Source organism: Acetobacter sp. (assembly GCF_047723915.1).
Classification (GTDB): domain Bacteria; phylum Pseudomonadota; class Alphaproteobacteria; order Acetobacterales; family Acetobacteraceae; genus Acetobacter.
The window spans coordinates 30,289-55,713 of sequence record NZ_JBDOBQ010000020.1 but is presented as its reverse complement, the minus strand read 5'-3'; the positions used below and the strand labels follow the sequence as shown (position 1 = coordinate 55,713).

At 63.1% G+C, this 25,425-nt stretch carries 24 protein-coding genes and 1 tRNA gene; 20 read left to right on the top strand and 5 right to left on the bottom strand.

Annotation, left to right across the window (positions count from 1 at the left end; genetic code table 11):
• Positions 1-94 precede the first annotated feature (94 nt).
• A tRNA-His gene (locus ABF990_RS11005) sits at positions 95-170 on the bottom strand.
• A gap of 73 nt (positions 171-243) precedes the next feature.
• Positions 244-1,422 carry an aminotransferase gene (locus tag ABF990_RS11000; RefSeq protein WP_415491826.1) on the bottom strand — a complete coding sequence of 393 codons (1,179 nt, stop codon included), beginning with the start codon at positions 1,420-1,422 and terminating at the stop codon, positions 244-246.
• A gap of 287 nt (positions 1,423-1,709) precedes the next feature.
• Here ABF990_RS11000 and ABF990_RS10995 point away from each other — a divergent pair, with 287 nt between their 5' ends.
• From ABF990_RS10995 to ABF990_RS10955, 9 genes are all read left to right on the top strand, one after another.
• Positions 1,710-2,048 carry a P-II family nitrogen regulator gene (locus ABF990_RS10995; RefSeq protein WP_415491836.1) on the top strand — a complete coding sequence of 113 codons (339 nt, stop codon included), beginning with the start codon at positions 1,710-1,712 and terminating at the stop codon, positions 2,046-2,048.
• Between the two features lie 105 nt (positions 2,049-2,153).
• Positions 2,154-3,599, top strand: a complete 1,446-nt coding sequence (gene glnA, locus ABF990_RS10990; RefSeq protein ID WP_415491825.1) for a type I glutamate--ammonia ligase — start codon at positions 2,154-2,156, stop codon at positions 3,597-3,599.
• A gap of 267 nt (positions 3,600-3,866) precedes the next feature.
• Positions 3,867-6,278: a glucose/quinate/shikimate family membrane-bound PQQ-dependent dehydrogenase gene (locus ABF990_RS10985; RefSeq protein ID WP_415500993.1), complete on the top strand. Its 2,412-nt coding sequence runs from the start codon at positions 3,867-3,869 to the stop codon at positions 6,276-6,278.
• A gap of 225 nt (positions 6,279-6,503) precedes the next feature.
• On the top strand, positions 6,504-6,740 hold the full coding sequence (locus ABF990_RS10980) for a hypothetical protein (protein WP_415491835.1): 237 nt from the start codon (positions 6,504-6,506) through the stop codon (positions 6,738-6,740).
• Entirely contained in the window at positions 6,737-7,471 is a 735-nt protein-coding gene (locus tag ABF990_RS10975; RefSeq protein WP_415500281.1) for a helix-turn-helix transcriptional regulator, read from the top strand. Before ABF990_RS10980 ends, ABF990_RS10975 begins: the two co-directional genes overlap by 4 nt.
• Before the next feature lie 158 nt (positions 7,472-7,629).
• The gene (gene lepA / locus ABF990_RS10970; RefSeq protein ID WP_415491822.1) at positions 7,630-9,435 is read left to right on the top strand and encodes a translation elongation factor 4; all 1,806 of its coding nucleotides are present in this window, start codon (positions 7,630-7,632) and stop codon (positions 9,433-9,435) included.
• A gap of 103 nt (positions 9,436-9,538) precedes the next feature.
• Complete coding sequence (gene metX / locus ABF990_RS10965; RefSeq protein ID WP_415500282.1) at positions 9,539-10,711, top strand: homoserine O-acetyltransferase MetX; 1,173 nt, start codon at positions 9,539-9,541, stop codon at positions 10,709-10,711.
• A complete protein-coding gene (gene metW / locus ABF990_RS10960) occupies positions 10,711-11,319 on the top strand; it encodes a methionine biosynthesis protein MetW (protein ID WP_415491820.1) in 609 nt (202 codons plus the stop codon). The genes metX and metW overlap by 1 nt, the downstream gene beginning before the upstream one ends.
• Before the next feature lie 536 nt (positions 11,320-11,855).
• Positions 11,856-13,139 carry a DEAD/DEAH box helicase gene (locus ABF990_RS10955; RefSeq protein WP_415491819.1) on the top strand — a complete coding sequence of 428 codons (1,284 nt, stop codon included), beginning with the start codon at positions 11,856-11,858 and terminating at the stop codon, positions 13,137-13,139.
• A 99-nt stretch (positions 13,140-13,238) separates the two neighbouring features.
• Here the strand turns inward: ABF990_RS10955 and ABF990_RS10950 are convergent, their stop codons facing one another.
• From ABF990_RS10950 to ABF990_RS10940, 3 genes are all read right to left on the bottom strand, one after another.
• Positions 13,239-14,099 (bottom strand): endonuclease/exonuclease/phosphatase family protein, encoded by an 861-nt coding sequence (locus ABF990_RS10950; RefSeq protein WP_415506607.1) that lies wholly within the window; start codon positions 14,097-14,099, stop codon positions 13,239-13,241.
• Positions 14,100-14,295: 196 nt separating this feature from the next.
• Entirely contained in the window at positions 14,296-14,982 is a 687-nt protein-coding gene (locus ABF990_RS10945) for a carbonic anhydrase (protein WP_415491817.1), read from the bottom strand.
• Between the two features lie 127 nt (positions 14,983-15,109).
• A complete protein-coding gene (locus tag ABF990_RS10940; RefSeq protein ID WP_415500285.1) occupies positions 15,110-15,727 on the bottom strand; it encodes an NYN domain-containing protein in 618 nt (205 codons plus the stop codon).
• 208 nt (positions 15,728-15,935) lie between these two features.
• Here ABF990_RS10940 and folK point away from each other — a divergent pair, with 208 nt between their 5' ends.
• The 11 genes from folK to ABF990_RS10885 all read left to right on the top strand — a co-directional run bounded on the left by folK (position 15,936) and on the right by ABF990_RS10885 (position 25,414).
• Positions 15,936-16,454: a 2-amino-4-hydroxy-6-hydroxymethyldihydropteridine diphosphokinase gene (gene folK / locus ABF990_RS10935; protein WP_415500286.1), complete on the top strand. Its 519-nt coding sequence runs from the start codon at positions 15,936-15,938 to the stop codon at positions 16,452-16,454.
• Positions 16,455-16,541: 87 nt separating this feature from the next.
• Entirely contained in the window at positions 16,542-16,913 is a 372-nt protein-coding gene (gene rpoZ, locus ABF990_RS10930; protein WP_415491814.1) for a DNA-directed RNA polymerase subunit omega, read from the top strand.
• A 71-nt stretch (positions 16,914-16,984) separates the two neighbouring features.
• Positions 16,985-19,264 (top strand): RelA/SpoT family protein, encoded by a 2,280-nt coding sequence (locus tag ABF990_RS10925; protein ID WP_415500301.1) that lies wholly within the window; start codon positions 16,985-16,987, stop codon positions 19,262-19,264.
• Positions 19,261-19,668, top strand: a complete 408-nt coding sequence (gene acpS, locus ABF990_RS10920; protein WP_415491750.1) for a holo-ACP synthase — start codon at positions 19,261-19,263, stop codon at positions 19,666-19,668. The genes ABF990_RS10925 and acpS overlap by 4 nt, the downstream gene beginning before the upstream one ends.
• A 150-nt stretch (positions 19,669-19,818) precedes the next feature.
• A complete protein-coding gene (gene lepB, locus ABF990_RS10915) occupies positions 19,819-20,622 on the top strand; it encodes a signal peptidase I (protein WP_415491751.1) in 804 nt (267 codons plus the stop codon).
• Between the two features lie 2 nt (positions 20,623-20,624).
• The gene (rnc, locus tag ABF990_RS10910) at positions 20,625-21,353 is read left to right on the top strand and encodes a ribonuclease III (protein ID WP_415491781.1); all 729 of its coding nucleotides are present in this window, start codon (positions 20,625-20,627) and stop codon (positions 21,351-21,353) included.
• 8 nt (positions 21,354-21,361) lie between these two features.
• Positions 21,362-22,261, top strand: coding sequence for a GTPase Era (gene era / locus ABF990_RS10905; protein WP_415491752.1), 900 nt, complete (start codon positions 21,362-21,364; stop codon positions 22,259-22,261).
• A 127-nt stretch (positions 22,262-22,388) separates the two neighbouring features.
• Positions 22,389-23,126, top strand: a complete 738-nt coding sequence (gene pyrH, locus ABF990_RS10900; RefSeq protein ID WP_415491753.1) for a UMP kinase — start codon at positions 22,389-22,391, stop codon at positions 23,124-23,126.
• 139 nt (positions 23,127-23,265) lie between these two features.
• Complete coding sequence (gene frr, locus ABF990_RS10895; RefSeq protein WP_415491783.1) at positions 23,266-23,787, top strand: ribosome recycling factor; 522 nt, start codon at positions 23,266-23,268, stop codon at positions 23,785-23,787.
• Between the two features lie 59 nt (positions 23,788-23,846).
• Positions 23,847-24,587: a polyprenyl diphosphate synthase gene (gene uppS / locus ABF990_RS10890; protein ID WP_415491754.1), complete on the top strand. Its 741-nt coding sequence runs from the start codon at positions 23,847-23,849 to the stop codon at positions 24,585-24,587.
• Positions 24,584-25,414, top strand: a complete 831-nt coding sequence (locus ABF990_RS10885) for a phosphatidate cytidylyltransferase (RefSeq protein WP_415491755.1) — start codon at positions 24,584-24,586, stop codon at positions 25,412-25,414. The genes uppS and ABF990_RS10885 overlap by 4 nt, the downstream gene beginning before the upstream one ends.
• Positions 25,415-25,425: the final 11 nt, after the last annotated feature.

Sequence of the window (25,425 nt, the reverse complement as noted above, 5' to 3'; positions counted from 1 at the left end):
GCACAGGGCACAGGGCACAGGGCACAGGGCACAGGGCACAGGGCACAGGGCACAGCCATATGCCGTAAAACAGGAGATGATCTGGGGAAAATGCTGGGGCGAACGACGGGACTTGAACCCGCGACCACCGGTACCACAAACCGGCGCTCTACCAGCTGAGCTACGTCCGCCGCACAGCAAGCGGACGTTTAGAGAAAAGAGCCTGGGCCGTCAATCGGCAGATGGATTTTTCATGCAGAAAAATCACGTCCGGGCATTTTTCCAGGCCTTGATCCGCAGCACGGCCTCGATCAGGATTTCCTCCCGCTTGCAAAAGGCGAAGCGGATGAGGTTGCGCGGTGGCTCACCCCCCTGTGCATCGTAAAAGGCAGAGGCGGGGATTGTGGTGACACGGGCCTGTTCGCTCAGCATGCGTGAAAACGCCACGTCGTCCATGCCGTTGGCCAGCGGTGTTATGTCGGCCATGACAAAATAGCTGCCCTGGCTGGGCAGGACATCAAAGCCCGCCTCCTGCAGTCCGGATGACAGGATCTGGCGCTTGCGTCCCATGTCGCGCGCCAGTTCGGCAAAATAGTCCGTATCCTTGTTCAGCCCGAAGGCCACGGCGCGTTGCAGGTTGGGCGGGGTTGAGAACACCAGGTTCTGGTGTGCCTTGGCCACGACGGATGCCAGCGCGGGCGCGGCCACCACGTACCCCACCTTCCACCCGGTCAGGGAAAAACTCTTGCCCGCGCTGCCAATGCGCAGGCAGCGCTCGCGCATGTCGGGCAGGGACATCAGGCTGACATGGGTCGCGTTATCGAACACCAGGTGTTCGTATACTTCATCGCAGATGGCGTAGGCGTCGTGGCGGCGCAGGAGCTGGGCGATAAATGCCAGTTCGTCAGGTGTGAACACCTTGCCCGTGGGGTTCATGGGCGTGTTCAGTACCATGACCTTGGTGCGGTCCGAAAACGCCTGTTCCAGGGCCGCGCGGGGCAGGGTCCAGTCCGGGGCTTCCAGCCGGACAAGGCGGGGTATGCCGCCAAGCTGGCGTATGACGGGCAGATAGGTGTCATACAGGGGTTCTATCAGAACCACCTCGTCCCCCGGTTCGATCAGGGCGAGGAAAGCCGCCGCCAGCGCTTCTGTCGCGCCCGATGTCACCACCACTTCCGAATCGGCGCATACCGTCATGCCCATAAAACGCCCGCAGGCGTCCGCCACCGCATGGCGCAGTTCGGGCAGGCCGGTCAGCGGTGCGTACTGGTTGCGTTCGTCCAGCAGGGCGTCGGCCGCAAGCTGCACCATGTCCTGTGGGCCCTGCGTGTCGGGAAAGCCCTGGCCGAGATTGATGGCGTCATGCTGGCGCGCCAGTTCGGACATGGTCGTGAAAATGGTGACGGGCAGGTTGGCGAAAGTCTGGTTAAGGGGTTTCGTCACAATAAAATTTCCTTACTCGCCCTGTGCGCCCGTCTATCGGGGGAGAGCAGAATGCAGCGAAATGGAATGGGCAGGAATGGCCGTTTTGCAAGGGATTGTCCATGCCCGCCTGCATGCGGCGATCTGTGTACGGGTGCGATACAAATTCGTCTCTATCCGATTGCCCATAAAGGCAAGGCGTGCAAGTGTGCGGCTATTCCGGCCGCGCGGCCCTGACGGGGCGCGTGGCGGGGAAAAAGGACAGGCCCGCATGGCGGGCGCAGCAACTGGTGTGCAGACGACGCGAGATGAAGAAAATCGAGGCCATTATCAAGCCTTTCAAGCTCGATGAAGTGAAGGAAGCCCTTCATGAACTCGGGCTGCAGGGCATTACCGTCATCGAGGCCAAGGGTTTCGGTCGGCAGAAGGGGCATACGGAGCTTTATCGCGGCGCGGAATACATCGTTGATTTTTTGCCCAAAATGAAAATTGAGGTAGTCTGCCCGACACCCATGGTGGAACGCGCGGTCGAGGCAATTTCGGCCGCGGCCCGGACCGGCCGGATCGGGGATGGCAAGATTTTCGTGATTCCGGTGGATGACGTGGTACGAATCCGCACGGGAGAACGGGGGGAAGACGCGATCTGATCCCCTCCGGTCAACCGGGGGTTCCAGGCGCGGATTTGTTCAGTATGACGACACAGCGCGTTTCGCAGGGTGCGGCGCGTGGATTGGCTTGTAGGTGAAGAGATTATGGTAAAGAAAACAGCTTCGGCGGGGGACAGCAAGGCTGCCGCGATCGCCAAGGTTTTTGACCTGATTCAGGAACATTCGGTCGAACTGGTGGACCTGCGCTTTACGGACCCGCGTGGCAAGTGGCACCACACATGCCAGCATGTCAGCACCGTTGAGGAAGACAGCTTCACCGATGGCTTCATGTTCGACGGCTCTTCCATCGGCGGCTGGAAAGCCATCAATGAAAGCGACATGGTGCTGCTGCCCGACCCGACATCCGCGGTCATGGACCCGTTCTCGGCCCGTCCGCAGCTGATCCTGTTCTGCGACATCATCGAACCGTCCACCGGGCAGCCCTACAACCGCGACCCGCGCTCCACCGCCAAGCTGGCCGAGCAGTATCTGCGGTCCTCCGGTCTGGGTGACACGGCCTTTTTCGGCCCCGAAGCCGAGTTCTTCATTTTCGATAACGTCCAGTTCGGCACGGGCCCCAACTACGGCAAGTTCCAGCTCGACAGCATCGAAGGCCCCGACGCCTCCCTGAAGGACTACCCCGAAGGCAATATGGGCCACCGTCCGGGCGTGAAGGGCGGGTATTTCCCCGTTGCTCCCGTGGACAGCGAAAGCGACCTGCGCGCCGAAATGCTGGCCACCATGGGCGAAATGGGCCTGGCCATCGAAAAGCACCACCACGAAGTGGCGCAGTCCCAGCACGAACTGGGCACCAAGTTCGAAACGCTGGTGCGTTCGGCCGACTTCATGCAGATCTACAAATACTGCGTGCATAACGTCGCCCATTCCTACGGCAAGACGGCAACCTTCATGCCCAAGCCGATCTATGGCGACAACGGTTCGGGCATGCATGTCCACCAGTCCATCTGGAAGGATGGCAAGCCGACCTTCGCGGGCAATGGCTATGCCGACCTGTCCGATACGGCGCTGTATTACATCGGCGGCATCATCAAGCACGCCAAGGCGCTCAACGCCTTCACCAACCCGTCGACCAATTCCTACAAGCGTCTGATCCCGGGTTTCGAAGCGCCGGTGCTGCTGGCCTATTCCGCCCGCAACCGTTCCGCGTCCTGTCGTATTCCCTACGCGACCAGCCCCAAGGCCAAGCGTGTGGAAGTGCGTTTCCCCGACCCGACGGCCAACCCCTACCTGTCCTTTGCCGCGATGCTGATGGCCGGTATCGACGGTATCAAGAACAAGATCCACCCGGGCGACGCCATGGACAAGGATCTGTACGACCTGCCGCCCGAAGAACTCAAGCAGATCCCGACTGTCTGCGGCTCCCTGCGCGAAGCGCTGGACGCCCTGGCCGCCGATCACGAGTTCCTGCTGGCTGGCGGTGTGTTCACCAAGGACCAGATCGAGAGCTACATCACCCTGAAATGGGACGACGTGTATCGCTTCGAACACACGCCGCACCCCATCGAATTCGAAATGTACTACTCCGTCTGAGAGCAGTTTCCCGGCCGGGCTTTCCATCGGGAAAGTCCGCGCCCTGGGGGCAGGCAGTTCTGCCTGCGGATAATAAAAAACGCGGTGCCGCTTGTGCGGGCCGCGTTTTTTATTATCCGCCCTGTCAGGGCCTATCCGGCACTATCGCACCCCCTGTCACGTTGAGTACGGGCGGCAACGATGTAGTGACTGCACAATACATTCATTTGCTGTATAAGATGATGGATATTCCTTTTTGTTATGACATAAATGAGTGGTTTAAACGTCATGATATCTGAGCGGACCGGTTTTCTACTCAAGGCAACGGCCATCATCATGGCCCTTCTCGGGCTCGTGCTTGGCGGTGGCGGCGCGTGGCTGGCCGCTCTGGGTGGGTCAGGGTTCTATGTGGGCAGCGGTCTGGCCCTGCTTGTGGCGGCGGCACTGTTATGGCAGCGTCGGCGTGAGGCGCTGTGGCTTTACGCCGCACTGGTTTTTGCGGTTCTGGCCTGGTCGGTCCACGAAGCCGGGTTCGATTTCTGGGCGCTGGCCCCGCGCGGGGATATCGTGCTGCCGCTGGGTGTGTGGCTGCTGCTGCCCTTCGTAACCCGTGGCCTCGTTCCCGCATCGGCCTGGAACCGCGCGCCTCTGGCCCTGGGTATTGTGGCCGCGCTGGGCGTGTATGGCTATGCCCTGACCCAGGACCCGCAGGATGTTGCGGGCGCTCTCCCTGAACAGTCCACCCACGCGGCCGTCGCGCTGCCCGGAGATGCAACACCCGTGGCCGCGGCTGACTGGCCCGCTTACGGTCGAACCCAGGCGGGGGACCGTTATTCCCCGCTTGCGCAGATCACGCCCGCCAATGTGCGAGGGCTGAAGGTGGCGTGGACTTTCCGCACGCACGATCTCAAGCGCCCGGACGACCCCGTTGAAATCACGGATGAGGTTACGCCCATCAAGGCGGGCAATACGCTGTATCTGTGTTCGCCCCACCAGATACTGTTCGCGCTGGATGCCGCAACCGGGCGGGAACGCTGGCACTTCGACCCGAAAATTACGTATAATCCGACATTCCAGCATATGACGTGCCGGGGTGTGTCCTATGTCGAAACTCCGCTGGATCAGGCGGTGGCGCATGGGGTCACCGCGCCGGATAGCTGTGCGCAGCGCATTCTGCTGCCCACCAACGACGGGCGGCTTTTCGCGCTGGATGCGCAGACCGGGGCACGGTGTTCAGCCTTTGGCAGTCAGGGCGAGTTGAACCTGACCGAAGGCATGCCCATGCGCACGCCTGGCTTTTACGAACCGACGTCTCCGCCGGTCGTCACGGGCAAAGTGGTGATCATTTCCGGGGCGGTGACGGATAATTTCTCCACCCATGAACCGTCGGGGGTTACGCGGGGGTACGACCTGTATAGCGGGCAGCTTGTCTGGGCGTTCGATCCCGGCAACCCCGACCCGAACGCGTTGCCGTCGGCCATGCATCATTACACGCCCAATTCTCCCAATTCGTGGATCACCTCGGCGTATGATGCGAAACTGAACATCATCTACATTCCCACCGGTGTGACCACGCCCGATATCTGGGGTGGTTCGCGCACACCCGATCAGGAACGCTACGCTTCGGGCATTCTCGCGCTCGATGCCGATACGGGGCGCAAGGTCTGGTTCTATCAGACCGTTCATCATGACCTGTGGGACATGGATGTACCCTCCCAGCCCAGTCTGGTGGACGTGACCCGGCCTGACGGCACGACGGTACCGGCACTGTATGCCCCGGCCAAGACCGGCAATATTTTCGTGCTGGACCGTCGGGACGGCCACCTGCTGGTGCCCGCGCCCGAAACGCCGGTGCCCCAGGGTGCCGCCGCCGGGGACCACCTGTCCCCCACGCAGCCTTATTCCGCCCTGTCGTTCCGCCCGCGCGAGAAACTGACAGATGCCGATATGTGGGGCGCGACCATGGTGGACCAGCTTGTCTGCCGGATCATGTTCAAGCAGATGCGTTACGACGGGCCGTTCACCCCGCCATCCGAGCAGGGAACGCTGGTCTTTCCGGGTAATCTTGGCATGTTCGAATGGGGAGGGCTTGCGGTTGACCCCGTGCGGCAGGTGGCCTTTGCCAACCCGATCGCCATTCCTTTTGTGTCCAGACTGGTGCCGCGCGGGCCGGGCAATCCGGCGCAGCCACCGGCCAATGGCGCGCCATCGGGCACGGAAACGGGGGTGCAGCCGCAATATGGCACGCCGTTCGGGGTGGACCTGCATCCGTTCCTGTCGCCTCTGGGTATTCCGTGCAAAAAGCCGGGCTGGGGCTATGTGGCGGGGATCGATCTCAGGACCAACCGCATTATCTGGATGCACCGCAACGGCACCACGCGCGACAGTTCACCCCTGCCGTTCGGCTTCAGACTGGGCATTCCCTCATTGGGTGGGCCTATCGTCACCGCAGGCGGGGTGGCGTTCCTGACATCCACGGCGGATTATTACATTCGCGCCTACGACGTTACGACCGGGCGGCAGATCTGGCAGGACCGCCTGCCGGCGGGCGGCCAGTCCACCCCCATGACGTATGAACAGAACGGTCGCCAGTATGTGGTCACAGCCGATGGGGGGCATGGTTCCTTCGGCACCAAGCTGGGAGATTACGTGGTGGCCTACGCCCTGCCGGACGGCCAGGGCGACAGCCCCCGGCAGTAAGGCGGTCAGGGCAGGATCTGTGGCAGGATCTTTGACCGGGCGCGTGACCGGGCGTGTGACTGGGGCTGTGGCTGAATCTGTGGCCGGGGCGGCTTGAGGGCGGGCCGGGGATGGGCCGGGGGGCAGGACTTCCGGCTGCCCCGGACCTTGCGTTTTGTGTTCGGTCAGGGAGCTGGCGCAAGGAGATGCTTGCTCACACGCGCCGGATCGACGATCCTGCGCGGTATGTGGAACGAGCCCTATCTTGAAACCTGCTGCCGGGCCGCCCTGCACAGGCTCTGTCTGGCGGGGGAGCATGGCCGTCCGTCCGGCCTGCAGGACGATCCGTGTCTCGCGCGCATGCGCGGGATGGGGTTTGTCGCGGCGACCGGTTCGGGCCGTTTTGTCGTGACGGATGAAGGTGCCGCCCGTCATGCGACGGAAGTGCTCAAACAAAAGCCAGCCATAGGGAAGGGGGCATGATCGCGCCGCAGGAGGTCTGGACAACGCTGGACCGCCTGGCGCTGGAACGCGGCTTTACCCCCTCCGCCCTGGCACGGGCGGCCGGTCTGGACGCCACGACTTTCAATCCCTCGCGCCGGGTGGGGGCGGACGGGGCGTATCGCTGGCCGTCGGTCAATTCGCTTTTGCGCGCATTGGAGGCGCTGCATATTCCGCTGACGGTTTTTGCCGCCAGCCTTGAGGGGGCGCGTGGGTCATCGGCCGCGGCACCGGGGCTGCCGGGGGGCATGCCCGCGGGCCAGATGTCCGGCAGGTCAGCGGGGGCACCGTATGGCATGCTTCCTCCCGCGTCGTCAGAGGGCGCGCAGGGGATGCGGCAGGTGTGCAGCCTGCCTTTTTCCCAGCTTGGCCAGTCAGGCCTGTTCGACCGTCAGGGCCACCCCACCGGCCCCGCCTGGGACGAGCAGGACTGCCCGTTCAGTATTGCCGCCCCCGCTTATATGGTAAGGATCGACACCGCGCGGATGGAGCCTGTCCTGCGCGAAGGAGCCTCCGCCGTGGTGGTGCCGGGGCTTGTTCCGCGTGCGCAGGACCGCGCGCTGCTGCTGCGCGTGGGGGCCGAACCCTGCGCTGGGTTCGTGCGGGGGGGCGAGTCCCTGTCGATCGAGCCCTTTGCCGCCCCCTGGCAGGTTCTTGCCGTTCCGCCCGGGCGCGATGTCTGGCTGCACCGGATTGTCATGGTCACGCTGTAATCCGGCGGGCAGGGGCCACGGTTTTGGCCGCTGCCGGACCCGGATGGAGCGGCTGCGTGGCACGGGCGGGCGGGGCGTGGAAAAAATAATGCGTCAAAGAGGGTCGGAGCCTCAGCAACCGGCTGACTTTTCCAATCATTTCCCGTAAAGGGTGCAGCATGACCGATACACCCCTTTCGCTCATCCGTAATTTTTCCATCATCGCGCATATCGATCATGGAAAATCCACTCTGGCGGATCGCCTCATCCAGGCGTGCGGCGCGCTGACCGCGCGTGAAATGACCAACCAGGTTCTCGACAACATGGACCTGGAGCGCGAGCGTGGCATTACCATCAAGGCGCAGACCGTCCGCCTGACCTATCCCGCCAAGGATGGCCAGACCTACGTGCTCAACCTGATGGACACGCCCGGCCATGTCGACTTCGCGTATGAGGTCAGCCGTTCGCTGGCCGCGTGCGAGGGGTCCTTGCTGGTGGTCGACGCATCCCAGGGGGTGGAGGCACAGACCCTGGCCAACGTCTATCAGGCGATCGAGGCCAACCACGAGATCGTGCCCGTGCTCAACAAGGTCGACCTGCCCGCGGCGGAGCCCGAGCGCGTCAAGGCGCAGATCGAGGAAGTGATCGGCATTCCCGCCGATGACGCGGTGGAAATTTCCGCCAAGACCGGCCTGAACATCGAAGGCGTGCTCGAGGCGATCGTCACCCGTCTGCCCCCGCCCGTGGGCGATGCGGAACTGCCCCTGCGCGCCATGCTGGTGGATAGCTGGTACGATCCCTATCTGGGCGTGATCGTTCTGGTCCGCATCAAGGAAGGGCGGCTCAAGCGCGGTATGAAAATCCGCATGATGTCGTCGGGGGGGGTGCATCAGGTCGATCAGGTGGGTGTGTTCGCCCCGCGCATGACCCCGGTTGAAAGCCTTGGCCCGGGCGAGATGGGCTATATCAACGCCGCCATCAAGACCGTGGCCGACTGTAACGTGGGTGACACCATTACGGATGACCGCCGCCCGGCACAGACGGCGCTGGCCGGGTTCAAGCCGTCCATTCCCGTGGTGTGGTGTGGGCTGTATCCGATTGTGGCGGACGATTTTGAAAAACTGCGCGACAGTCTTGCCAAGCTGCGGCTGAACGATGCGTCGTTCCATTACGAGGCGGAAACCTCGGCCGCACTCGGCTTCGGGTTCCGCTGCGGTTTTCTGGGGCTCCTGCACCTTGAAATCATCCAGGAACGCCTGTCGCGCGAATTCGATCTGGACCTGATCGCAACAGCTCCTTCGGTCGTCTACAAGATCCGTCGCACCAATGGCGAACTGGAAGACCTGCACAACCCGGCCGACATGCCCGACCCGTCCCTGATCGAGACGATCGAGGAACCGTGGATCAAGGCCACCATCATGGTGCCGGACGAATATCTGGGTGCGGTGCTGACCCTGTGCACGGAACGGCGCGGCGTGCAGGTGGACCTGACCTATATCGGCACCCGGGCCATGGCGGTGTACCGTCTGCCACTGAACGAGGTCGTGTTCGATTTCTACGACCGGCTGAAATCGCTGACACGCGGCTACGCCAGTTTCGATTACCAGATGGACAGCTACCAGGAGAGCGATCTGGTGCGTATTTCCATTCTGGTCAATCAGGAACCGGTGGATGCGCTGTCCTTTATCGCGCACCGTTCGGCGGCGGAAACACGCGGCCGCTCGATTTGCGCGCGCCTGAAGGAACTGATCCCGCGGCAGTTGTTCAAGATCGCCATCCAGGCGGCCATTGGCAGTCGCGTCATCGCGCGTGAAACCATTGGCGCCATGTCCAAGGACGTGACGGCCAAGTGCTATGGCGGCGATATTTCGCGCAAACGCAAACTGCTGGAAAAGCAGAAGGAAGGTAAAAAGCGCATGCGGCAGTTCGGCAAGGTCGAAATTCCGCAGAGCGCCTTCCTGGCCGCTCTCAAGATGGAACACTAGGTCAGGCCATGCGTTTTTCCGCTCATGCGCGAAGGGCGGGGGGCACCGGGCCGCATGGGGGTTCCGGTGCTGGTACGGTTTGGTTGGAGAAAGCAGCGCCTTCATGAACAGCACCACGCCTCTTGCCGTTGGCGAGCATCCGCATATCCGCATTGCCGAAGGGCTTGACCTGGACTGCGGTGTCCATCTTGCCCCGGTGGATGTGGCGTACAGCACCTATGGCACGCTTTCCGCGCGGCGCGACAACGCCATTCTGATCTGCCACGCTTTTACGGGCGACCAGTATGTGGCGGAACAGCACCCGCTGACCGGCAAGCCCGGCTGGTGGAGTGCCATGGTGGGGCCGGGCAAACCCATCGATACCGACCGGTTTTTCGTGATCTGTTCCAACGTTCTGGGCGGGTGCATGGGCACGACCGGCCCGCGCTCGGTCCGTACGGATGCCGAGGGCGACGGGCAGGAGCTCTGGGGCACGGCGTTTCCGCCCATTACCATCCGCGATATGGTGCGCGCCCAGTACAAGCTGGTGCGGGCTTTGGGGATCGAGAAGCTATTCGCGGTCATTGGCGGTTCCATGGGCGGCATGCAGGTGCTGGAATGGGCGGTGACCTACCCGCATATGATGCTGGCGGCCATGCCCATCGCCACGGCCCCGTTCCATTCCGCCCAGAATATCGCCTTCAACGAGGTGGGGCGTCAGGCAATCATTGCCGATCCCGACTGGCTTACGGGCCGCTACTGGCAAGCAGGGGTGGTTCCCGCGCGGGGGCTGGCTGTCGCGCGCATGATGGCGCATATCACCTACCTGTCCGAAGAGGCGCTGACCCGCAAATTCGGCCGACGTGTCAGGCAGGGGCCGCAGGGTACGGGGCCTGCCGGCCCGGTATCGCTGTTTGGCGATATTTTCGAGGTTGAATCCTACCTGCGTTATCAGGGGTCCAGTTTCGTGCGGCGTTTCGACGCCAATTCCTACCTGACCATTACCCGGGCGATGGACTGGTTCGATATCGCGGCCGATCATGACGGTGAAATGCGCGCGGCCTTTATCGGCACGCCGGTCCGCTTCTGCGTCGTGTCTTTTTCCTCGGACTGGCTGTTTCCCACGTCCTCCGCGCGGGTCCTGCTGCGCGCACTCAATCAGGCAGCGGCCAATGTCTCGTTCGTTGAAATCGAGACAGACAAGGGGCATGACGCCTTTCTGCTGGAGGAGCCGGGCTTTGAACGGACGGTGCGTGGCTTTCTGTGCGGTGTCGCCGAACATGCGGGGCTTGGCTGATGCGTCTTGACCAGCGTCTGATCGCCCAGATGATCGAACCCCGGACCCGGGTTCTGGATATCGGCAGCGGGGACGGTTCGTTGATCGACCATCTGTTCCGATCCCGCGGGTGCGATGCGCGCGGGATCGAGTTGAACATGCAGCTTGTCACGCGCTCGGTCGCCCATGGCCTGCCCGTCATGCATGGCGATGCCGACCACGACCTGGCCCATTACCCCGACCATGCTTTCGATTACGTGGTGCTGCAACGCACCCTGCAGGCGGTGGAAAACCCGCGCGAGGTGTTGCGCCAGATGCTGCGTATCGGGCGGCACGCCATTGTATCCTTCCCCAATTTCGGGCACTGGCAGCTCCGGCTCAAGCTGCTGTTCAGCGGCCGCATGCCCATGACCGCCGTGTGGCATACACCCTGGTACGAAACGCCGAACATCCACCCCTGTACCATCCGCGACTTTCTGGAGCTCTGTCGTCAGGACGGCTATATTGTTGAACAGTGGATGGCCGTGGATGAAGAAGGGGAAAGAGCTCCCTGGCGGCGTTCCATCCGGCTGGCGAACCTGTTTGGCGAACAGGCCCTGTTCCTGCTGCGCCGTCGTGGCGGGTCGTGAGGTCGGGTTTTCGAAGGTTGGGAGTCCCGGCGCGTGGTGGCTGCCGCATGCAGAGAATCGTCAGGCAATGACATTTGCGTGTGGCAGGGAACCGTACAGCGCAGAGATTATTTAAAAAATTGGTTAGGTTTGCCCGCCATCGTTTGGGCTATGTCTCTTATTCAAAGATTTCTGTAATTACGGAAAATTCTTTTATATTTAAAAAAGAACCGAATATTCAAAGATTTTTCCAGATGTTTTTTGGTCCGATAATACGACCGCAGGACGCCGTTATAACATTCTGCTTTGTGGGCTAAATCAGTCCTGAAGGGTTGTCGGGCACGGTCGCCTGTACCTATATACAAATCAGCCGACAGGAGCCGTGACGTCCCAGCGTCCGCCAGAGCGCTTTTTGTCGCAAATGTAATAAAATTCGTAATGACCCGCTTATCCGGCGCATAGGGGTTCGGATCCGGTTTGTTATGACCATCCAGTGGTGCATTGCTGAAAAAAGTGGCCGTGGCTCGCTTTCAGACTGCACGAAGAGGTTGCCTTACATGACTACTTTTTCGGATCTGAATCTTGCAGCACCTTTGCTTCAGGCTCTTGCGGATCAGGGGTACGAGACCCCCACTCCTATTCAGGCCGGTTCCATCCCCTACCTTCTGCAGGGGCGGGATCTGCTCGGTCTGGCCCAGACGGGTACGGGCAAAACGGCGTCCTTCGCGCTGCCTATCCTTGACCATCTGCTGAAAAACCCCGGCTCGGCCGGCCCCAAGCAGGCCCGCGTGCTGGTCCTGGCTCCTACGCGCGAACTGGTCGCCCAGATCAGTGACAGCTTCAAGGCCTATGCCAGGCACATGCGCTTTTCGCAGGCGGTGGTGTTCGGTGGTGTCGGGCAGGGGCGTCAGGTCGAGACCATGCGCCGTGGGGTGGATGTGCTGGTGGCGGCTCCGGGGCGCCTGCTGGATCTGATCGGGCAGGGGCATATCGACCTGTCCCGCCTGGAAGTGCTGGTGCTGGACGAAGCGGACCGCATGCTGGACATGGGCTTCGTGCGCGATATCCGCCGGATCATGTCCTTCGTGCCGGAAAAGCGCCAGACCCTTCTGTTCTCGGCCACCATGCCGCGCAGCATCGAAGATCTGTCGGCATCCCTGCTGAACAACCCGGCCCGTGTGGAAGTGGCGCCCCCGTCCAGCACGGTGGACCGTATCCAGCAGGCCGTCATGTTCGTGAACGGCACCGACAGCAAGCGCGACGCGTTGCTGACCATGGTGGCCTCCAACAAGGTGGTGCGCGCCGTGGTGTTCACGCTCATGAAGCATGAAGCCAACAAGGTGGCGGAATTCCTGAACCGCAACAACGTGGTGGCCGAAGCCATTCATGGCAACAAGTCCCAGGGTGCGCGCGAACGCGCCATGCGTGGCTTCCGCTCGGGCGAAGTCAAGGTGCTGGTCGCTACAGATATCGCGGCACGCGGGATTGACGTTGACGATGTCAGCCACGTGTTCAACTACGACCTGCCCAACGTGCCTGAAAGCTACGTGCACCGCATCGGCCGTACGGCCCGTGCCGGGCGTGACGGCTGGGCCGTGTCCCTGTGCGATGCCGAACAGCGCGCATGGCTCAAAGACATCGAACGCACGATCAGCAAGTCCATTCCCGTCGTGCGCGACCATCCGTGGCATTCGGACGAGGCCGAGTTCTCGACCATGCGTCCGCCTGTTCTGGGCGGCGGCGGCGGTGGTCGTGGCCGGGGTGGCCAGCGTCAGGGCGGTGGGCCGCGCCGTCAGGGTGGGGGTGGCCGTCAGGGCCACCGGGCGGCGGTTAACGCCTGATCCCGCGAGACAGACCCGAGATCTGGAAAGCCGCTGTGTCCGCACAGCGGCTTTTCTTTTGCCTGTGTCACATCTGGCCTGCTGTGCGGCAATGATCTGTCAGGCATGGCCCGCCGGGGGTGCGGGCAGGCGCAGGGTGATGGATACGGGGCAATGGTCGCTCAGGTTCGAGCCCAGCCCCTGTGGAACGTTCATTACCTGCAGGGAATGCGGCTCTTCCCAGCCGATGGCCGGACCGCCGAGAATAATATGGTCAATGAAATATTCTCCTCCCTGGCAGGGGCTGGCCTTGTTCGCGGTGACCAGGTCGAGCGGGGTTGCGCGGGCAAGCTGCGCCAGAAGCGGGTCATGCGGGTTCAGGCGGCGGTTGAAATCCCCGATAATGGCGAAAGCGCCTCCCTCACGCGCGCGATCGGCCACCCAGTCGGACAGAATGGCAAACTGCCGGAACAGCACGGGGCAGGCGTGCTGTGTCTGGGTTATGGGGTCATCCCAGCAGCCGGTCTTGAGGTGGACGACCAGTACGCGCAACTGCGCATTCCCTGAACCTAGGGTGATGTCCAGCCCGCTGCGCAGGTGATGGGGGGCGGCGGGCGCTGTCGTGTCCAGGGCCGTTATGTCCGGGTTGCGTTGCACGGGCAGGCCCGCGCGCACGACAAGCGCTGTTTTTTGCAGGACATGATCGTCTGAAACCACGATCCGATATGTGTCGGCGGGGAAAAGGCGGCCAATGCTGGCCGGGCTGTCGGTTTCCTGCAAGCCTGTCACATCGCTGTTCAGGCGGCGGGCAAGGGCTGCCAGCTGGCCATAATCGGCCTGCCTGCGCCGGGGCCTGTCAATGGGGGCTGTGCGGGTCTGCGGGGCCTGTTCGTCCAGCAGCCATTCCAGGTTCCAGGTGCTGATCTTGAGGGTTCGGGTGGCAGGTACTGCCCGGGCAATACCGGCGCAAAACCCTGGCAAGGCAAGTGCGAGAAGCACTGTCCCCGCAAGCTGGCATGCCCGTTTTACGGGAGAGGTCGCATTGCCCGTGGGCTGTGGGGTGTTTTGCCCCGCGTCATGTGCCGCGACCTGGCATAAGGCTATGCGCCTGATCGGGCCGCAGGGCGCAGGCCGAGGTGCCCCCGCGGGTGCGGGGGCGGAACTCATACGGTTCCGTTCAGGCTGCTTCTGCCTCGAACTGGCTGATGACATCGGCAATGGGCACGCTTTTGCGGGTCTGTTCGTCCAGAATGCTGATTTCGCCGGTCCCGATGTCATAGAACCAGCCTTGCAGGAACAGGGTGCCTCCCGCAAGGCCAGCCGCCACGGCGGGGTGCGTGCGCAGGTGCGAAAGCTGGAGCAGCACGTTCTGTTCCGCCAGGCTGCGCACGGTTGCGGGGCCGGCGTCCTCTGCGCGCAGGTTCTGCATGACCGTGGCGCGTGCGGCCTCGGCATTGCGCAGCCAGCTTCGCACGGTCGGCATTTTGTCCAGACCGTTCTTTTCCGGGTCCATCAGCGCTTTCATGGCCCCGCAGTCGGAGTGGCCGCAGACGATAATGGTGGAAACCCCAAGCCCGAGAATGGCGTATTCCACGGCAGAGGACACGCCGCCCAGCATTTCGCCGTAAGCGGGCACAAGGTTGCCGATATTGCGCAGAATGAACAGGTCCCCCGGTTCGCTCTGGGTAATCAGATTCGGGTTGATGCGGCTATCCGCGCAGGCAATGAACAGCGCCTTGGGGGCCTGGCCCGTGGCGAGTGTTGCGAACAGGGCTTCCTTCGAGGGGAAGACATCCGAGTTGAAATGTTCTGCACCCTGCAAAAGGCTCAGCAAGTTGCTTCTTGCTTCGGAACACGTGGGCATGGTCACTCCCGAAAATTGTGGATTGCCCGTTAGGGGCGCTTGGTTGGCATGCGGGCGGCAAAGGCCCGAACATCGTGCCTGGAACGCATGGCGTTCTGGCGTGTAACGTCCGGGCGGGGTGGAGGTTTCAGCTCAGCGGATCATCCTCGGGTTCGCTGAGCTGGTCTGCCGGGTGGCGTACCGGGGCCTGCTGAGTGCGCGGGCGCGGGGCCTCCATCTGGCGGCGGGTAAAGTTCGCGCCCAGGGCAGCCAGTTCCAGAAACTGGTCTGCCTGACGGCGCAGGTCATCCCCGATCAGCGGCGGCGTGGACTTCATGGAGGATACGACGGAAACCCGCGTGCCCTGGCGCTGCACCGCTTCCACAACCCGGCGGAAATCGGAATCCCCACTGAACAGGATGGCGTGGTCGATATGGGGGGCCATCTCCATCATGTCGACCGCGATCTCGATATCCATATTGCCCTTCACGCGGCGCTTGCCGGTGGAATCGGTGAATTCGCGGGCGGGCTTGGTCACGAGAAAATAGCCGTTATAGGACAGCCAGTCGGTCAGCGGCTTGAGCGGGGAGTAATCTTCCGTATCCAGAATGGCGGCGTAATAATAGGCGCGGATCACGTGGGTCCGTGCCGCGAAAAAATCGAGCAGCTTTTTGTAATCGACATCGAACCCCAGACTGCGGGATGTGGAATAAAGGCTCGACCCGTCGATAAAAAGGCAGGTTTTTTCGTCTTTTTTTACATTCATGTTTTTTGGTCCTCTAATGACGGGCGTGACGTTTTAAGACGAACGCTCATGAAATCGACGGAGTTTTCATTTCAGTAAACTTAAAGATCATGGTCTTTTTGTGGTTATCCGACCTGGGGAAAGGAAAAATAGTCTCAAAAGCCAATTGCTTTCATAAAAACAGTTTCATTATAACACGCCATGTCAGCCGTGTTGTTCAGGTCAAAAAATGCGTAACGCGCCCATACATACTCCATTGGTTCTGATCGCAATAGGCGCGAACCTCCCGCGTGATGGCCGCAGTGCGCTCCACACATGCCAGCATGCTGTGGACCTGCTGCGCGCCGTGCCGGGGGTGACGCTCAAGGCGGTGTCCCACTGGTATGAAAGCGCGCCCCAGCCTCCATCGGGCCAGCCGCCCTATGTGAACGGGGTGGTGCTCTGCGCCACGTTTCTCGCCCCTTCCGCGCTGCTTGATGTGCTCCAGCATATCGAAACGCATAACGGCCGCGAACGTTCCGTGCCCAATGCGGCCCGTACGCTGGATCTGGATATTATTGCCTATGGCAGCCAGTGCCTGGACAGCGAAAGACTGGTGCTGCCCCACCCCCGCGCCCAGGACCGGGCCTTCGTTCTCATGCCCCTGCGCGACGTCATGCCCGACTGGGTTCACCCGCGCTCGGGGGTGGGCCTCGGGCAGATGCTCGAGGCCGTTCAGGGGCAGCAAATCCGGCGGATCGGGGAATAATCCTTTTCTGCGGCGGGTGGATGCGGTAATAAGGCCGTTCAATCTTTTTGTTGTATCCGTAAGTGTATTGCCTGGAGGCTCTTCGTAATGGCCCGCGTCACCGTCGAAGATTGCGTAGAAAAAGTTCCCAACCGCTTTGAACTGGTGGTGTATGCCGCGCAGCGCGCGCGCAACATCTCGCGCGGTGAGGAACTGACCGTCGACCGCGATAACGACAAGAATCCCGTTGTCTCCCTGCGTGAGATCGCGGCTGAAACCGTGGTGCTTGGCGCGCTGCGCAGCGACCTGATCCGGTCGCAGGCGCGTGAGCCCGAGCCCGAGCCCGTCGAGGAAGACGTGCAGGATCTGGTGCCGACCGAGCAGAATATCTTTGGTCTGCAGGAAGTCTCGGCCGAGGAAGAGGCCGGGGATGAAGCGCGCGCCATCGAAGCAGCCCTGACCGGCCGCGCCAAACGGTAGGTGCCGGTGTGAGCCAGGCCGAAGGCGATATTCCAGCCCCCACGCTCCCGCCCGGGCGGGAAAGCGGGGGCGTGGCGCACGCATCGGCCAGCCTACCTGATGACCCCGCCGACAGCGGCCGCGGGCCCCTGACCTGCGAAAAGCTCGTCAACCGCGTTCTGAGCTATGCTCCCGGCGCGGATGCAGCCATGATCCGCCGGGCTTTCGATGTCGCCTCCAGGGCGCATGAAGGCCAGGAGCGCGACAATGGCGATCCCTACATAACCCACCCCCTTGCCGTCGCCATGATCATGGCGCGCTTCGGGCTGGATGTGCAGTCGGTCTGTACCGCGCTGCTGCACGACACCATCGAGGATACGGGCGTTACTTACGCCACCCTCAAGCAGGAGTTCGGCCAGACTGTGGCCGACCTTGTGGACGGTGTTACCAAGCTGACACGGCTTGAACTCCAGTCTGACCGCACCAAGCAGGCGGAAAACTTCCGCAAGCTGGTGCTGGCCATGTCCAAGGACATCCGTGTCCTGCTGGTCAAGCTGGCCGACCGCCTGCACAACATGCGCACCCTCCACTTTGTGGACCGCCAGGACCGGCGGCAGCGCATCGCGCGGGAAACGCTCGATATCTACGCCCCCCTTGCCGAACGTATCGGTATGGACCGGGTCAAGACCGAGTTGCAGAACCTGTCCTTCGCGCAGCTCGAACCCGAAGCCGACGCCACTATCCGCACCCGCCTGAACTACCTGCGCGGGCAGGGTGCCGATGTGATCGAGGACGTGCGGCGCGAACTGCTGAACCTGTGCCGCGATGCCGGGCTGAAGGATGTGCAGGTTACGGGGCGGGAAAAATCGCCATACTCGATCTGGGAGAAAATGCAGCGCCGCAACGTGGCGTTCGAGCAGTTGTCCGACATCATGGCGTTCCGCGTGACGGTGGGCACGCGGGAGGAATGTTACATGGCGCTGGGGGCGGTGCATGCCGCCTACCCCATGATCGCGGGGCGCTTCAAGGACTATATCTCCACCCCCAAGGCCAACGGGTACCAGAGCCTGCATACGGGCGTGACCCTGCGTTCGCCCCGCAACCAGAAGATCGAGGTGCAGATCCGCACCCAGGCCATGCACGACGTGGCCGAGAACGGTGTGGCGGCGCACTGGGCCTACAAGGAAAGCACGGACACGCAGGAAGGCGGGTACGGTGGCCTGCGCCGTCCGCGCTGGGTGCAGGACCTGCTTGAAATTCTCGAGGATTCGGCCGCTCCGGATGAATTCCTCGAAAACACCAAGCTTGAGCTTTATCAGGACCAGGTGTTCTGTTTCAGCCCCAAGGGGCAGCTTATCTCGCTGCCGCGTGGCGCAACGCCGGTCGACTTCGCTTATGCCGTGCACAGCCAGATCGGCGATACGTGCGTCGGGGCCAAGATCAACGGCCGCCTGATGCCCCTGCGGCATGAACTTGAAAACGGCGATCAGGTCGAGATCATGACCGCGCGTGGCGGCGCGCCGTCTCCGTCGTGGGAGCGTTTTGTCGTCACCGGCAAGGCGCGGGCGCGTATCCGCCGTTATGTGGCCCAGCAGCAGCGTCAGGCCTCGCTCGATAACGGGCGGGCGGCACTTGCCAAGGCGTTCCGTCAGGAAGGCGTGGACGGGTCCGAAAAAATCATCGAACCCACGCTCAAGGCGCTCAAGCAGAGCAGCCTGACCGATCTGTACGTGGCGGTCGGCACCGGCAGTCTTGGCGCGCGCGACGTGGTGCATGCCGCCTACCCGGAACTGCGGCGCGGGCCGCGCGGGCCGCGCATGCTTGCGGGCCTGCCCGGCGTGCTGGGCACGGCGGGGCCGCGCCCGCGCGGGGCAGGGGCCGCACCGGGGCGCAGGCCGTCGGGCGGGGCCATTCCGCTTGTGGGGCTGGGGTCGGGTATTGCCGTGCATTACGCCGCCTGCTGCCATCCGCTCCCCGGCGACAGGATTGTGGGTGTGGTGGCAACGGGCAAGGGTGTGACCGTCCATACCCGCACATGCCAGACACTGGAGAGCTTTGCCGCCACCCCCGAGCGTTTCCTGGATGTGGACTGGGATTACGACGCCATGGCCCGTTCGGGCGATATGGGGCCGATGCGCGTGGGGCGGATCAGTATCGTGGCGGAGAACGATGCCTCGGTCCTGGCGTCCATCACCAATGCGATTTCGCGGAGTGATGCGGCCATCGTCAACCTCAAGATCGTCAATCGCCAGCTCGATTTCATGGAAATCCTGGTGGATGTCGAAGTCAGGGATCTGCGGCATCTGTCCTCGGCCATTGCCAGCCTGCGTGCCGTGTCGGGTATTACCCAGGCGGACAGGGCACGGTCATGACCGTGCTTGCCGTCGGCATAGATCTGTGCGACATGCGCCGCATAGAACGGGTGCTCGAACGCTTCGGCCCCCGGTTTATCGAGCGGGTTTTTACGCCCGAGGAACAGGCGCGCGCGCAGTCGCGGTCCGGGCAGGCGCGGATCGGCACATTCGCCAAGCGCTGGGCCGCCAAGGAGGCCTGCGCCAAGGCGCTGGGCACGGGCTTTGCCCAAGGGGTGGCTCACAGCCAGATCGGCGTGGAAAACCTGCCTTCGGGGCAGCCGGGCCTGCGCCTGAGTGGGGCCGCCGCCGCAAGGCTCGCACAGATCACGCCTGCGGGGTGTGTGCCGGTCATGGTACTGAGCCTGACGGATGAACCACCTTATGCGTTCGCACAGGTGTTCATATCGGCCGTGCCGGGCTAAGGCGGCAGGGACGGCGGAAAGCGGGCCGGGCAGGGTAGAACCCGGCCGGGTCATTGAACGGGGCACGGGGTGCCGGGTTGACATTACACAGCCCGCACGGCTTGATCCGCCAGAATTTTTTCAGAACACGCAGCGGGCGAGGCAGTGCAGATGAGCAGACCGGATCACTCTCCAGCAACACAGGATACGCCCGTCTCCGCTGCCCAGACGGTGCTGGAGTATCTGCGCACGCTGGTTTCCGTCGTGCTGGTCGTGCTGGTCGTGCGAACGTTCCTGTTCGAATCCTTCGTCATTCCTTCCGGCTCCATGATCCCGACCCTGCAGGTGGGGGATTATATCTGGGTGTCCAAATATACTTACGGCTATTCCAGGTTTTCGCTGCCGTTCTCGCCGGACCTGTTCTCGGGGCGTATCTGGGGGGCTGAACCGCACCGGGGCGACGTGGTGGTGTTCCGTTTCACCAAGGATACGTCGATCGATTACGTCAAGCGCATCATCGGGCTGCCGGGCGATCATGTGCAGGTTACTGACGGGCATCTGTACCTGAACGGGCAGAGGGTGCCCTGCCTGGACCCGCACCCCTATGTCGCGCGGGACGAAACCAACACGGCGCTGGAGGGCGAGGCCTGCGCCGAACAGGTGCCCGGGAGTGCGGGGGCCGGCACGGTCAGCCACGAGATCCTGAAACTGACCGATGACGGACCGCAGAACAGCACGCCCGATTATGTCGTGCCGCAGGGGTATTTTTTCGCCATGGGCGATAACCGTGACGACAGCGCGGACAGCCGTTTCATGGGCGATGGCCCCAAGGACCTTGGCTTCGTGCCCATGGAAAACCTTGTCGGCAAGGCGCAGCGGGTCTTTTTCTCGGTCACGGCCGAGCATCCGCTCTGGCAGGTCTGGTACTGGCCGGCCGAAATCCGCTGGAACAGGCTGATGCGGGGCATCCAGTGAGTGTGGATGACCGCTATGCGGGCGCCCAGGCGTTGCAGGATCGCCTGGGGTACCAGTTTACCAACCAGTCCCTGCTGCGCGAGGCGCTGACACATCGTTCCGCCGCCAACCAGAAGGCAGGCGGCCGCAGGCGCCAGCAGCAGGTCAAGGGGGCCGGTTCGAACGAGCGGCTGGAATTTATTGGCGACAGGGTTCTGGGCCTGCTGATGGCCGAATGGCTCCTGGAGCGCTATCCCGGTGAGCAGGAAGGCGCTTTGGGTTCGCGGCTTGCGCATCTGGTATCGCGCGTTGCCCTGGCCGGTATTGCCGACACGCTCGACCTGCCAGCGGCTCTGGCCGTGGCGGAGCACGAGGCACGGGCCGGGGTGCAGACGGCGGCCAATGTGGTGGCTGACGCGCTGGAGGCCGTTCTGGGCGCGGTGTTTCTTGATGGCGGGCTGGAACCCGCACGGCGTATGGTACGCCAGTGCTGGAAGCCCGTGCTTGAAGCGCAGGCCCGTCCCCCCAAGGACCCCAAGACAGCCTTGCAGGAATGGGTTCTGGGGCGCGGGCTGGGCCTGCCCGTTTACGAGACGATCGGGGCCGACGGCCCGTCCCATGCGCCGCTTTTTGTGGTGCGGGTCAGCGCCGCCGGCCAATGGGGTGAAGGACATGCGGGCAGCAAGCGGGCGGCTGAAAGTGCGGCCGCCGCAGTCCTGCTTGAAAAACTGGAGGGCGGCCCGCAAGGCTGAGACACGGCATGGCAGATACAACACGGTGCGGGTTTGCAGCCCTTGTGGGGGCCCCGAACGCGGGCAAGTCCACCCTGCTCAATCGTATGGCGGGGGCCAAGCTTTCCATCGTCTCGCCCAAGGCGCAGACCACGCGTTTTCGCGTGCTGGGCATTCTCATGCGCGGGGCGTCGCAGATCCTGCTGGTCGATACGCCCGGTATTTTCCGCCCGCGCCGCAAGCTTGACCGTGCGATGGTGGCGGCCGCCTGGACCGGGGCCGAGGACGCCGACATCACCCTGCTTCTGGTCGATGCCCGTTCCGGCCTGACCGAGGCGGTGGAGGAAATCGTCACCCGTCTTGCCCAGACACGCCGGCGTGTCTGGCTGGTGCTGAACAAGACCGACCTCGTGTCCCCCGGCGCGCTGCTGCCGCTGACGGCGGCCATTACCGAAAAACTGCCGGTCGAGCACGTGTTCATGCTGAGCGCGCGCACAGGCAACGGGGTGGACGACCTGCTGGATCGCCTGGCCGAAAGCCTGCCCGAAGGGCCATACCTCTACCCGGAGGACGACCTGACCGACCTGCCCGACCGCCTTCTGGCCGCCGAACTGGTGCGGGAGCAGATTTTCATGCAGACGCATGAGGAAGTGCCCTATGGTGCCACCGCCGAGACCGAAAGCTTTACCGAACGCCCCGACGGATCGGTGCGGATCGAGGTGACGATCTATGTGGCCCGCGCGGGGCACAAGGCGATCCTGATCGGTGAGGGCGGGCAGAGAATCCGCCAGATCGGCGAGCGGGCGCGCAAGCAGCTGGGCTCCCTGCTGGAACGTCCGTGCCATCTGTTTCTTAACGTCAAGGAACGTTCGGGCTGGGACGAAGAACGGGCCCGTCTGCGGGCGATCGGGCTGGATGACGTGCCATAAGCCGGACTTGTCGCCACTGGCGGCTTGTGGCGGTGCGCCATGAAGGATAAGAGAGGGCGATCTTGACATACCGCGCCCCGGAGCGCGGGCGGGATCTGTCCTGGACTGCTTGCATGATTGAGGGCCTATGACTGCTTCTGTCGGCGAAACGCCAAATCGGAAACGCGTGCTGCTCAAGGTGTCGGGTGAGGCGCTGATGGGGGATGGCGCCTTCGGGGTCGACCAGAAGACAGTCGAGCGTATCGCCCACGATATCGGCGAGGTCGTGCGCGACGGGGTCGAGGTCTGCCTTGTGGTCGGGGGTGGTAACATCTTCCGTGGCCTGGCAGCCGCCGCCAAGGGCATGGACCGCGCGCAGGGCGACTATGCCGGCATGCTGGCAACGGTCATCAACGCGCTGCTGCTGCAGAACGCGCTGGAACGCGAACAGGTCGCATCCCGCGTCATGTCGGCCATTCATATGGCGTCCGTCGCCGAACCCTATATCCGTCGCCGCGCCATACGGCACATGGAAAAAGGCCGGGTGGTCATTTTCGCGGCGGGTACGGGCAATCCGTTCTTCACGACCGATACGGCCGCTGCCCTGCGTGCGGCGGAAATGGAATGCACCCTGCTGCTCAAGGGCACGCAGGTGGATGGCGTCTATTCCGCCGACCCCAAGCGCGACCCGGGTGCCACACGCTACGACGAACTGACCTATATGGACGTTCTGGCCAACGACCTGAACGTGATGGATGCCGCCGCTATCAGCCTGGCGCGCGAAAACAGATTGCCGATCATCGTTTTCAATATTGGTGAAGATGGCTCCTTCGGTCGCGTCATGCGCGGGGAAGGGCCCTATACCCGTATTATCGAAGCTGCCTGAACACCCCCGCACCGTGCTGTATGCGGTGCCGGAGCTACACTGACAGGCGAGGGCAGCCCGTACCGCCCCCGCCCCAGAGGAACGGGAGAAAACCGCCGTGTCTGACTTGAATGCCCTGCTCGACGACCTGAAACGCCGCATGGAAGGCGCGCTTGAAAGCCTGCGTCGCGATTTTTCCGGCCTGCGTTCGGGGCGGGCAAGCCCGGCCCTGCTTGAGCCGGTGCGGGTGGAGGCCTATGGCGGCGAAGTTCCGCTTACGCAGGTCGGTTCCATTGCCGTGCCCGAAGCGCGCATGATTACCGTGCAGGTCTGGGACCGTGCGCTGGCGGGTGCGGTCGAACGCGCCATCCGTGATGCCGGGCTGGGGCTTAACCCCGCATCGGAAGGCCAGAGCATTCGCGTGCCCATTCCGCAGCTGACCGAGGAGCGCCGCAAGGAACTGGCCAAGGCTGCCGCGCGCTACGCGGAAGGTGCGAAAATTGCCGTACGCGGTGTCCGGCGTGACGGCATGGAAAAAGCCAAGGGCTTTGAGAAAAAGGGCGATATCAGCCAGGACGACGTCAAGACCTGGTCCGACGCGATCCAGAAGCTGACAGACCAGCACGCGAAAAAAATTGATGACATGCTTGCCGAAAAAGACAAGGAAATCAAACAGGTCTGATATGTCTGAGGCATGTCCGGTTCTTCGTTCTTGCGCCGGGTCGATGGATTTTTCTCCTGATGTCACCTGATCGTATGGAAAAAAACGCCGCTGTTCCAACCCATGTCGCCATTATCATGGACGGGAACGGTCGCTGGGCGCGTGAGCGTGGCCTGCCACGCCTGGCCGGGCACCGTGCGGGGGCGGAGGCCGTGGCGCGGTGCCTGCGGGCCGCCATGCAGCGTGGCGTATCCTACCTGACCCTGTATGCGTTTTCGTCCGAAAACTGGTCACGCGGTCCGCAGGAGGTCGCGGACCTGACCGGCCTGCTCTGCTATTACCTGCGGCACAAGGCACGGGAACTGCATGCCGAAGGCGTGCGCCTGCGGTTTATCGGTGATCTGAACCGCTTTGACGACTCCCTGCGCGCCGAACTTGCCCGGGCCGAGGACCTGACCCGCCACAATAGCCGGCTGGTCGTGCTGTTTGCCCTGTCCTACGGCGGGCGGGGCGATATCGTGCAGGCGGCCCAGCATCTGGCCCGCGCCGCCAGCGAAGGCCGGATCGCCCCCGAACAGATTACCGAGAGCATGTTTGCCTCCCATCTGTGGACGGCGGGTGTTCCCGACCCGGATGTGATCGTGCGCACCAGCGGGGAATGCCGTCTGTCCAATTTCCTGCTCTGGCAGAGTGCCTATGCGGAACTGGTGTTCCAGGACGTGTTCTGGCCCGATTACACCGAAGGCCATTTTGCAATGGCGCTGGACCTGTATGCCCGGCGCGAGCGGCGCTTTGGCGCGAGACCGGCTGCGTCGGCATGAGTGCTGCCGACCAGTCCGCTTGGCGCGACCTGCGCCCGCGTCTGTTATCCGCCCTGGTCATGGTCGCGGTGGCCACGTTCTGCATCGGTGCTGGCGGGGTGGCCTATGCCGTCATGGTCGTGGCGGCCATGGCGGGTATGGCGGCCGAAGCGGCGCGCCTGTTCTCTCTTGCGGTCAAAAGCTGGCGCGGAACGCTTTATGTGCTGTGGGCGGCTTGCGCGGGCCTGTCCGCGGCAACCGGGCACTGGCGTTATTTCGCGCTGTTCTGTGTATCCTCCCTCGTGTTCGGGGCGCCGCTATGCGCCATCATGTGCGTGATCATTTCCGCGGGGACCGCCCTGTTGTGGCTGCGTGAGGCCACGGCCTGGCCTGTCGTGTTCGTGGTGGCCGTGGTGGTGGCCAGCGACAGTTCGGCCTATCTGGTCGGCAGGCTGGTGGGCGGGCCCAAGCTTGCCCCCCGTATTTCTCCGGGCAAGACCCGTTCGGGTGCTGTCGGCGGCCTGCTGGGCGCCATGGCGGCAGGGGGGGCGGTTGCCGCCCTGTCCGGTCTGGGTAGCGTCGGGGGCGGGGTGTTCTGGGGTGGCGCGCTGGGCATTGCCGCCCAGGCGGGCGACCTGGCCGAAAGCGCGCTCAAGCGGGCTCTGGGGGTCAAGGATTCTGGCACCATGCTGCCGGGGCATGGTGGCCTGCTGGACCGGTTTGACGGTCTGGTGGTTGCGGCGCCGGTCGCTGCTGCGGTTTCGTTATGTGCTGGCGCATCCGCACCGTTCTGGAGTGTGGGTGCAAGGGCGATCATGGGGGCTCTGACCGGGCTGGCACCGGGCTGAGCGTGGTGGCG

Coding starts and splice junctions, on each gene's coding strand:
- glnA (WP_415491825.1), top strand. CDS start 2,154: ATGGTAAAGAAAACAGCTTCGGCGGGGGACAGCAAGGCTGCCGCGATC.
- metX (WP_415500282.1), top strand. CDS start 9,539: ATGAACAGCACCACGCCTCTTGCCGTTGGCGAGCATCCGCATATCCGC.
- metW (WP_415491820.1), top strand. CDS start 10,711: ATGCGTCTTGACCAGCGTCTGATCGCCCAGATGATCGAACCCCGGACC.
- ABF990_RS10945 (WP_415491817.1), bottom strand. CDS start 14,982: ATGCCCACGTGTTCCGAAGCAAGAAGCAACTTGCTGAGCCTTTTGCAG.
- lepB (WP_415491751.1), top strand. CDS start 19,819: ATGAGCAGACCGGATCACTCTCCAGCAACACAGGATACGCCCGTCTCC.
- ABF990_RS10985 (WP_415500993.1), top strand. CDS start 3,867: ATGATATCTGAGCGGACCGGTTTTCTACTCAAGGCAACGGCCATCATC.
- uppS (WP_415491754.1), top strand. CDS start 23,847: ATGTCACCTGATCGTATGGAAAAAAACGCCGCTGTTCCAACCCATGTC.
- ABF990_RS10940 (WP_415500285.1), bottom strand. CDS start 15,727: ATGAATGTAAAAAAAGACGAAAAAACCTGCCTTTTTATCGACGGGTCG.
- frr (WP_415491783.1), top strand. CDS start 23,266: ATGGAAGGCGCGCTTGAAAGCCTGCGTCGCGATTTTTCCGGCCTGCGT.
- ABF990_RS10975 (WP_415500281.1), top strand. CDS start 6,737: ATGATCGCGCCGCAGGAGGTCTGGACAACGCTGGACCGCCTGGCGCTG.
- ABF990_RS10885 (WP_415491755.1), top strand. CDS start 24,584: ATGAGTGCTGCCGACCAGTCCGCTTGGCGCGACCTGCGCCCGCGTCTG.
- rpoZ (WP_415491814.1), top strand. CDS start 16,542: ATGGCCCGCGTCACCGTCGAAGATTGCGTAGAAAAAGTTCCCAACCGC.
- ABF990_RS10995 (WP_415491836.1), top strand. CDS start 1,710: ATGAAGAAAATCGAGGCCATTATCAAGCCTTTCAAGCTCGATGAAGTG.
- acpS (WP_415491750.1), top strand. CDS start 19,261: ATGACCGTGCTTGCCGTCGGCATAGATCTGTGCGACATGCGCCGCATA.
- pyrH (WP_415491753.1), top strand. CDS start 22,389: ATGACTGCTTCTGTCGGCGAAACGCCAAATCGGAAACGCGTGCTGCTC.
- era (WP_415491752.1), top strand. CDS start 21,362: ATGGCAGATACAACACGGTGCGGGTTTGCAGCCCTTGTGGGGGCCCCG.
- ABF990_RS10980 (WP_415491835.1), top strand. CDS start 6,504: ATGTGGAACGAGCCCTATCTTGAAACCTGCTGCCGGGCCGCCCTGCAC.
- ABF990_RS10955 (WP_415491819.1), top strand. CDS start 11,856: ATGACTACTTTTTCGGATCTGAATCTTGCAGCACCTTTGCTTCAGGCT.
- lepA (WP_415491822.1), top strand. CDS start 7,630: ATGACCGATACACCCCTTTCGCTCATCCGTAATTTTTCCATCATCGCG.
- folK (WP_415500286.1), top strand. CDS start 15,936: ATGCGTAACGCGCCCATACATACTCCATTGGTTCTGATCGCAATAGGC.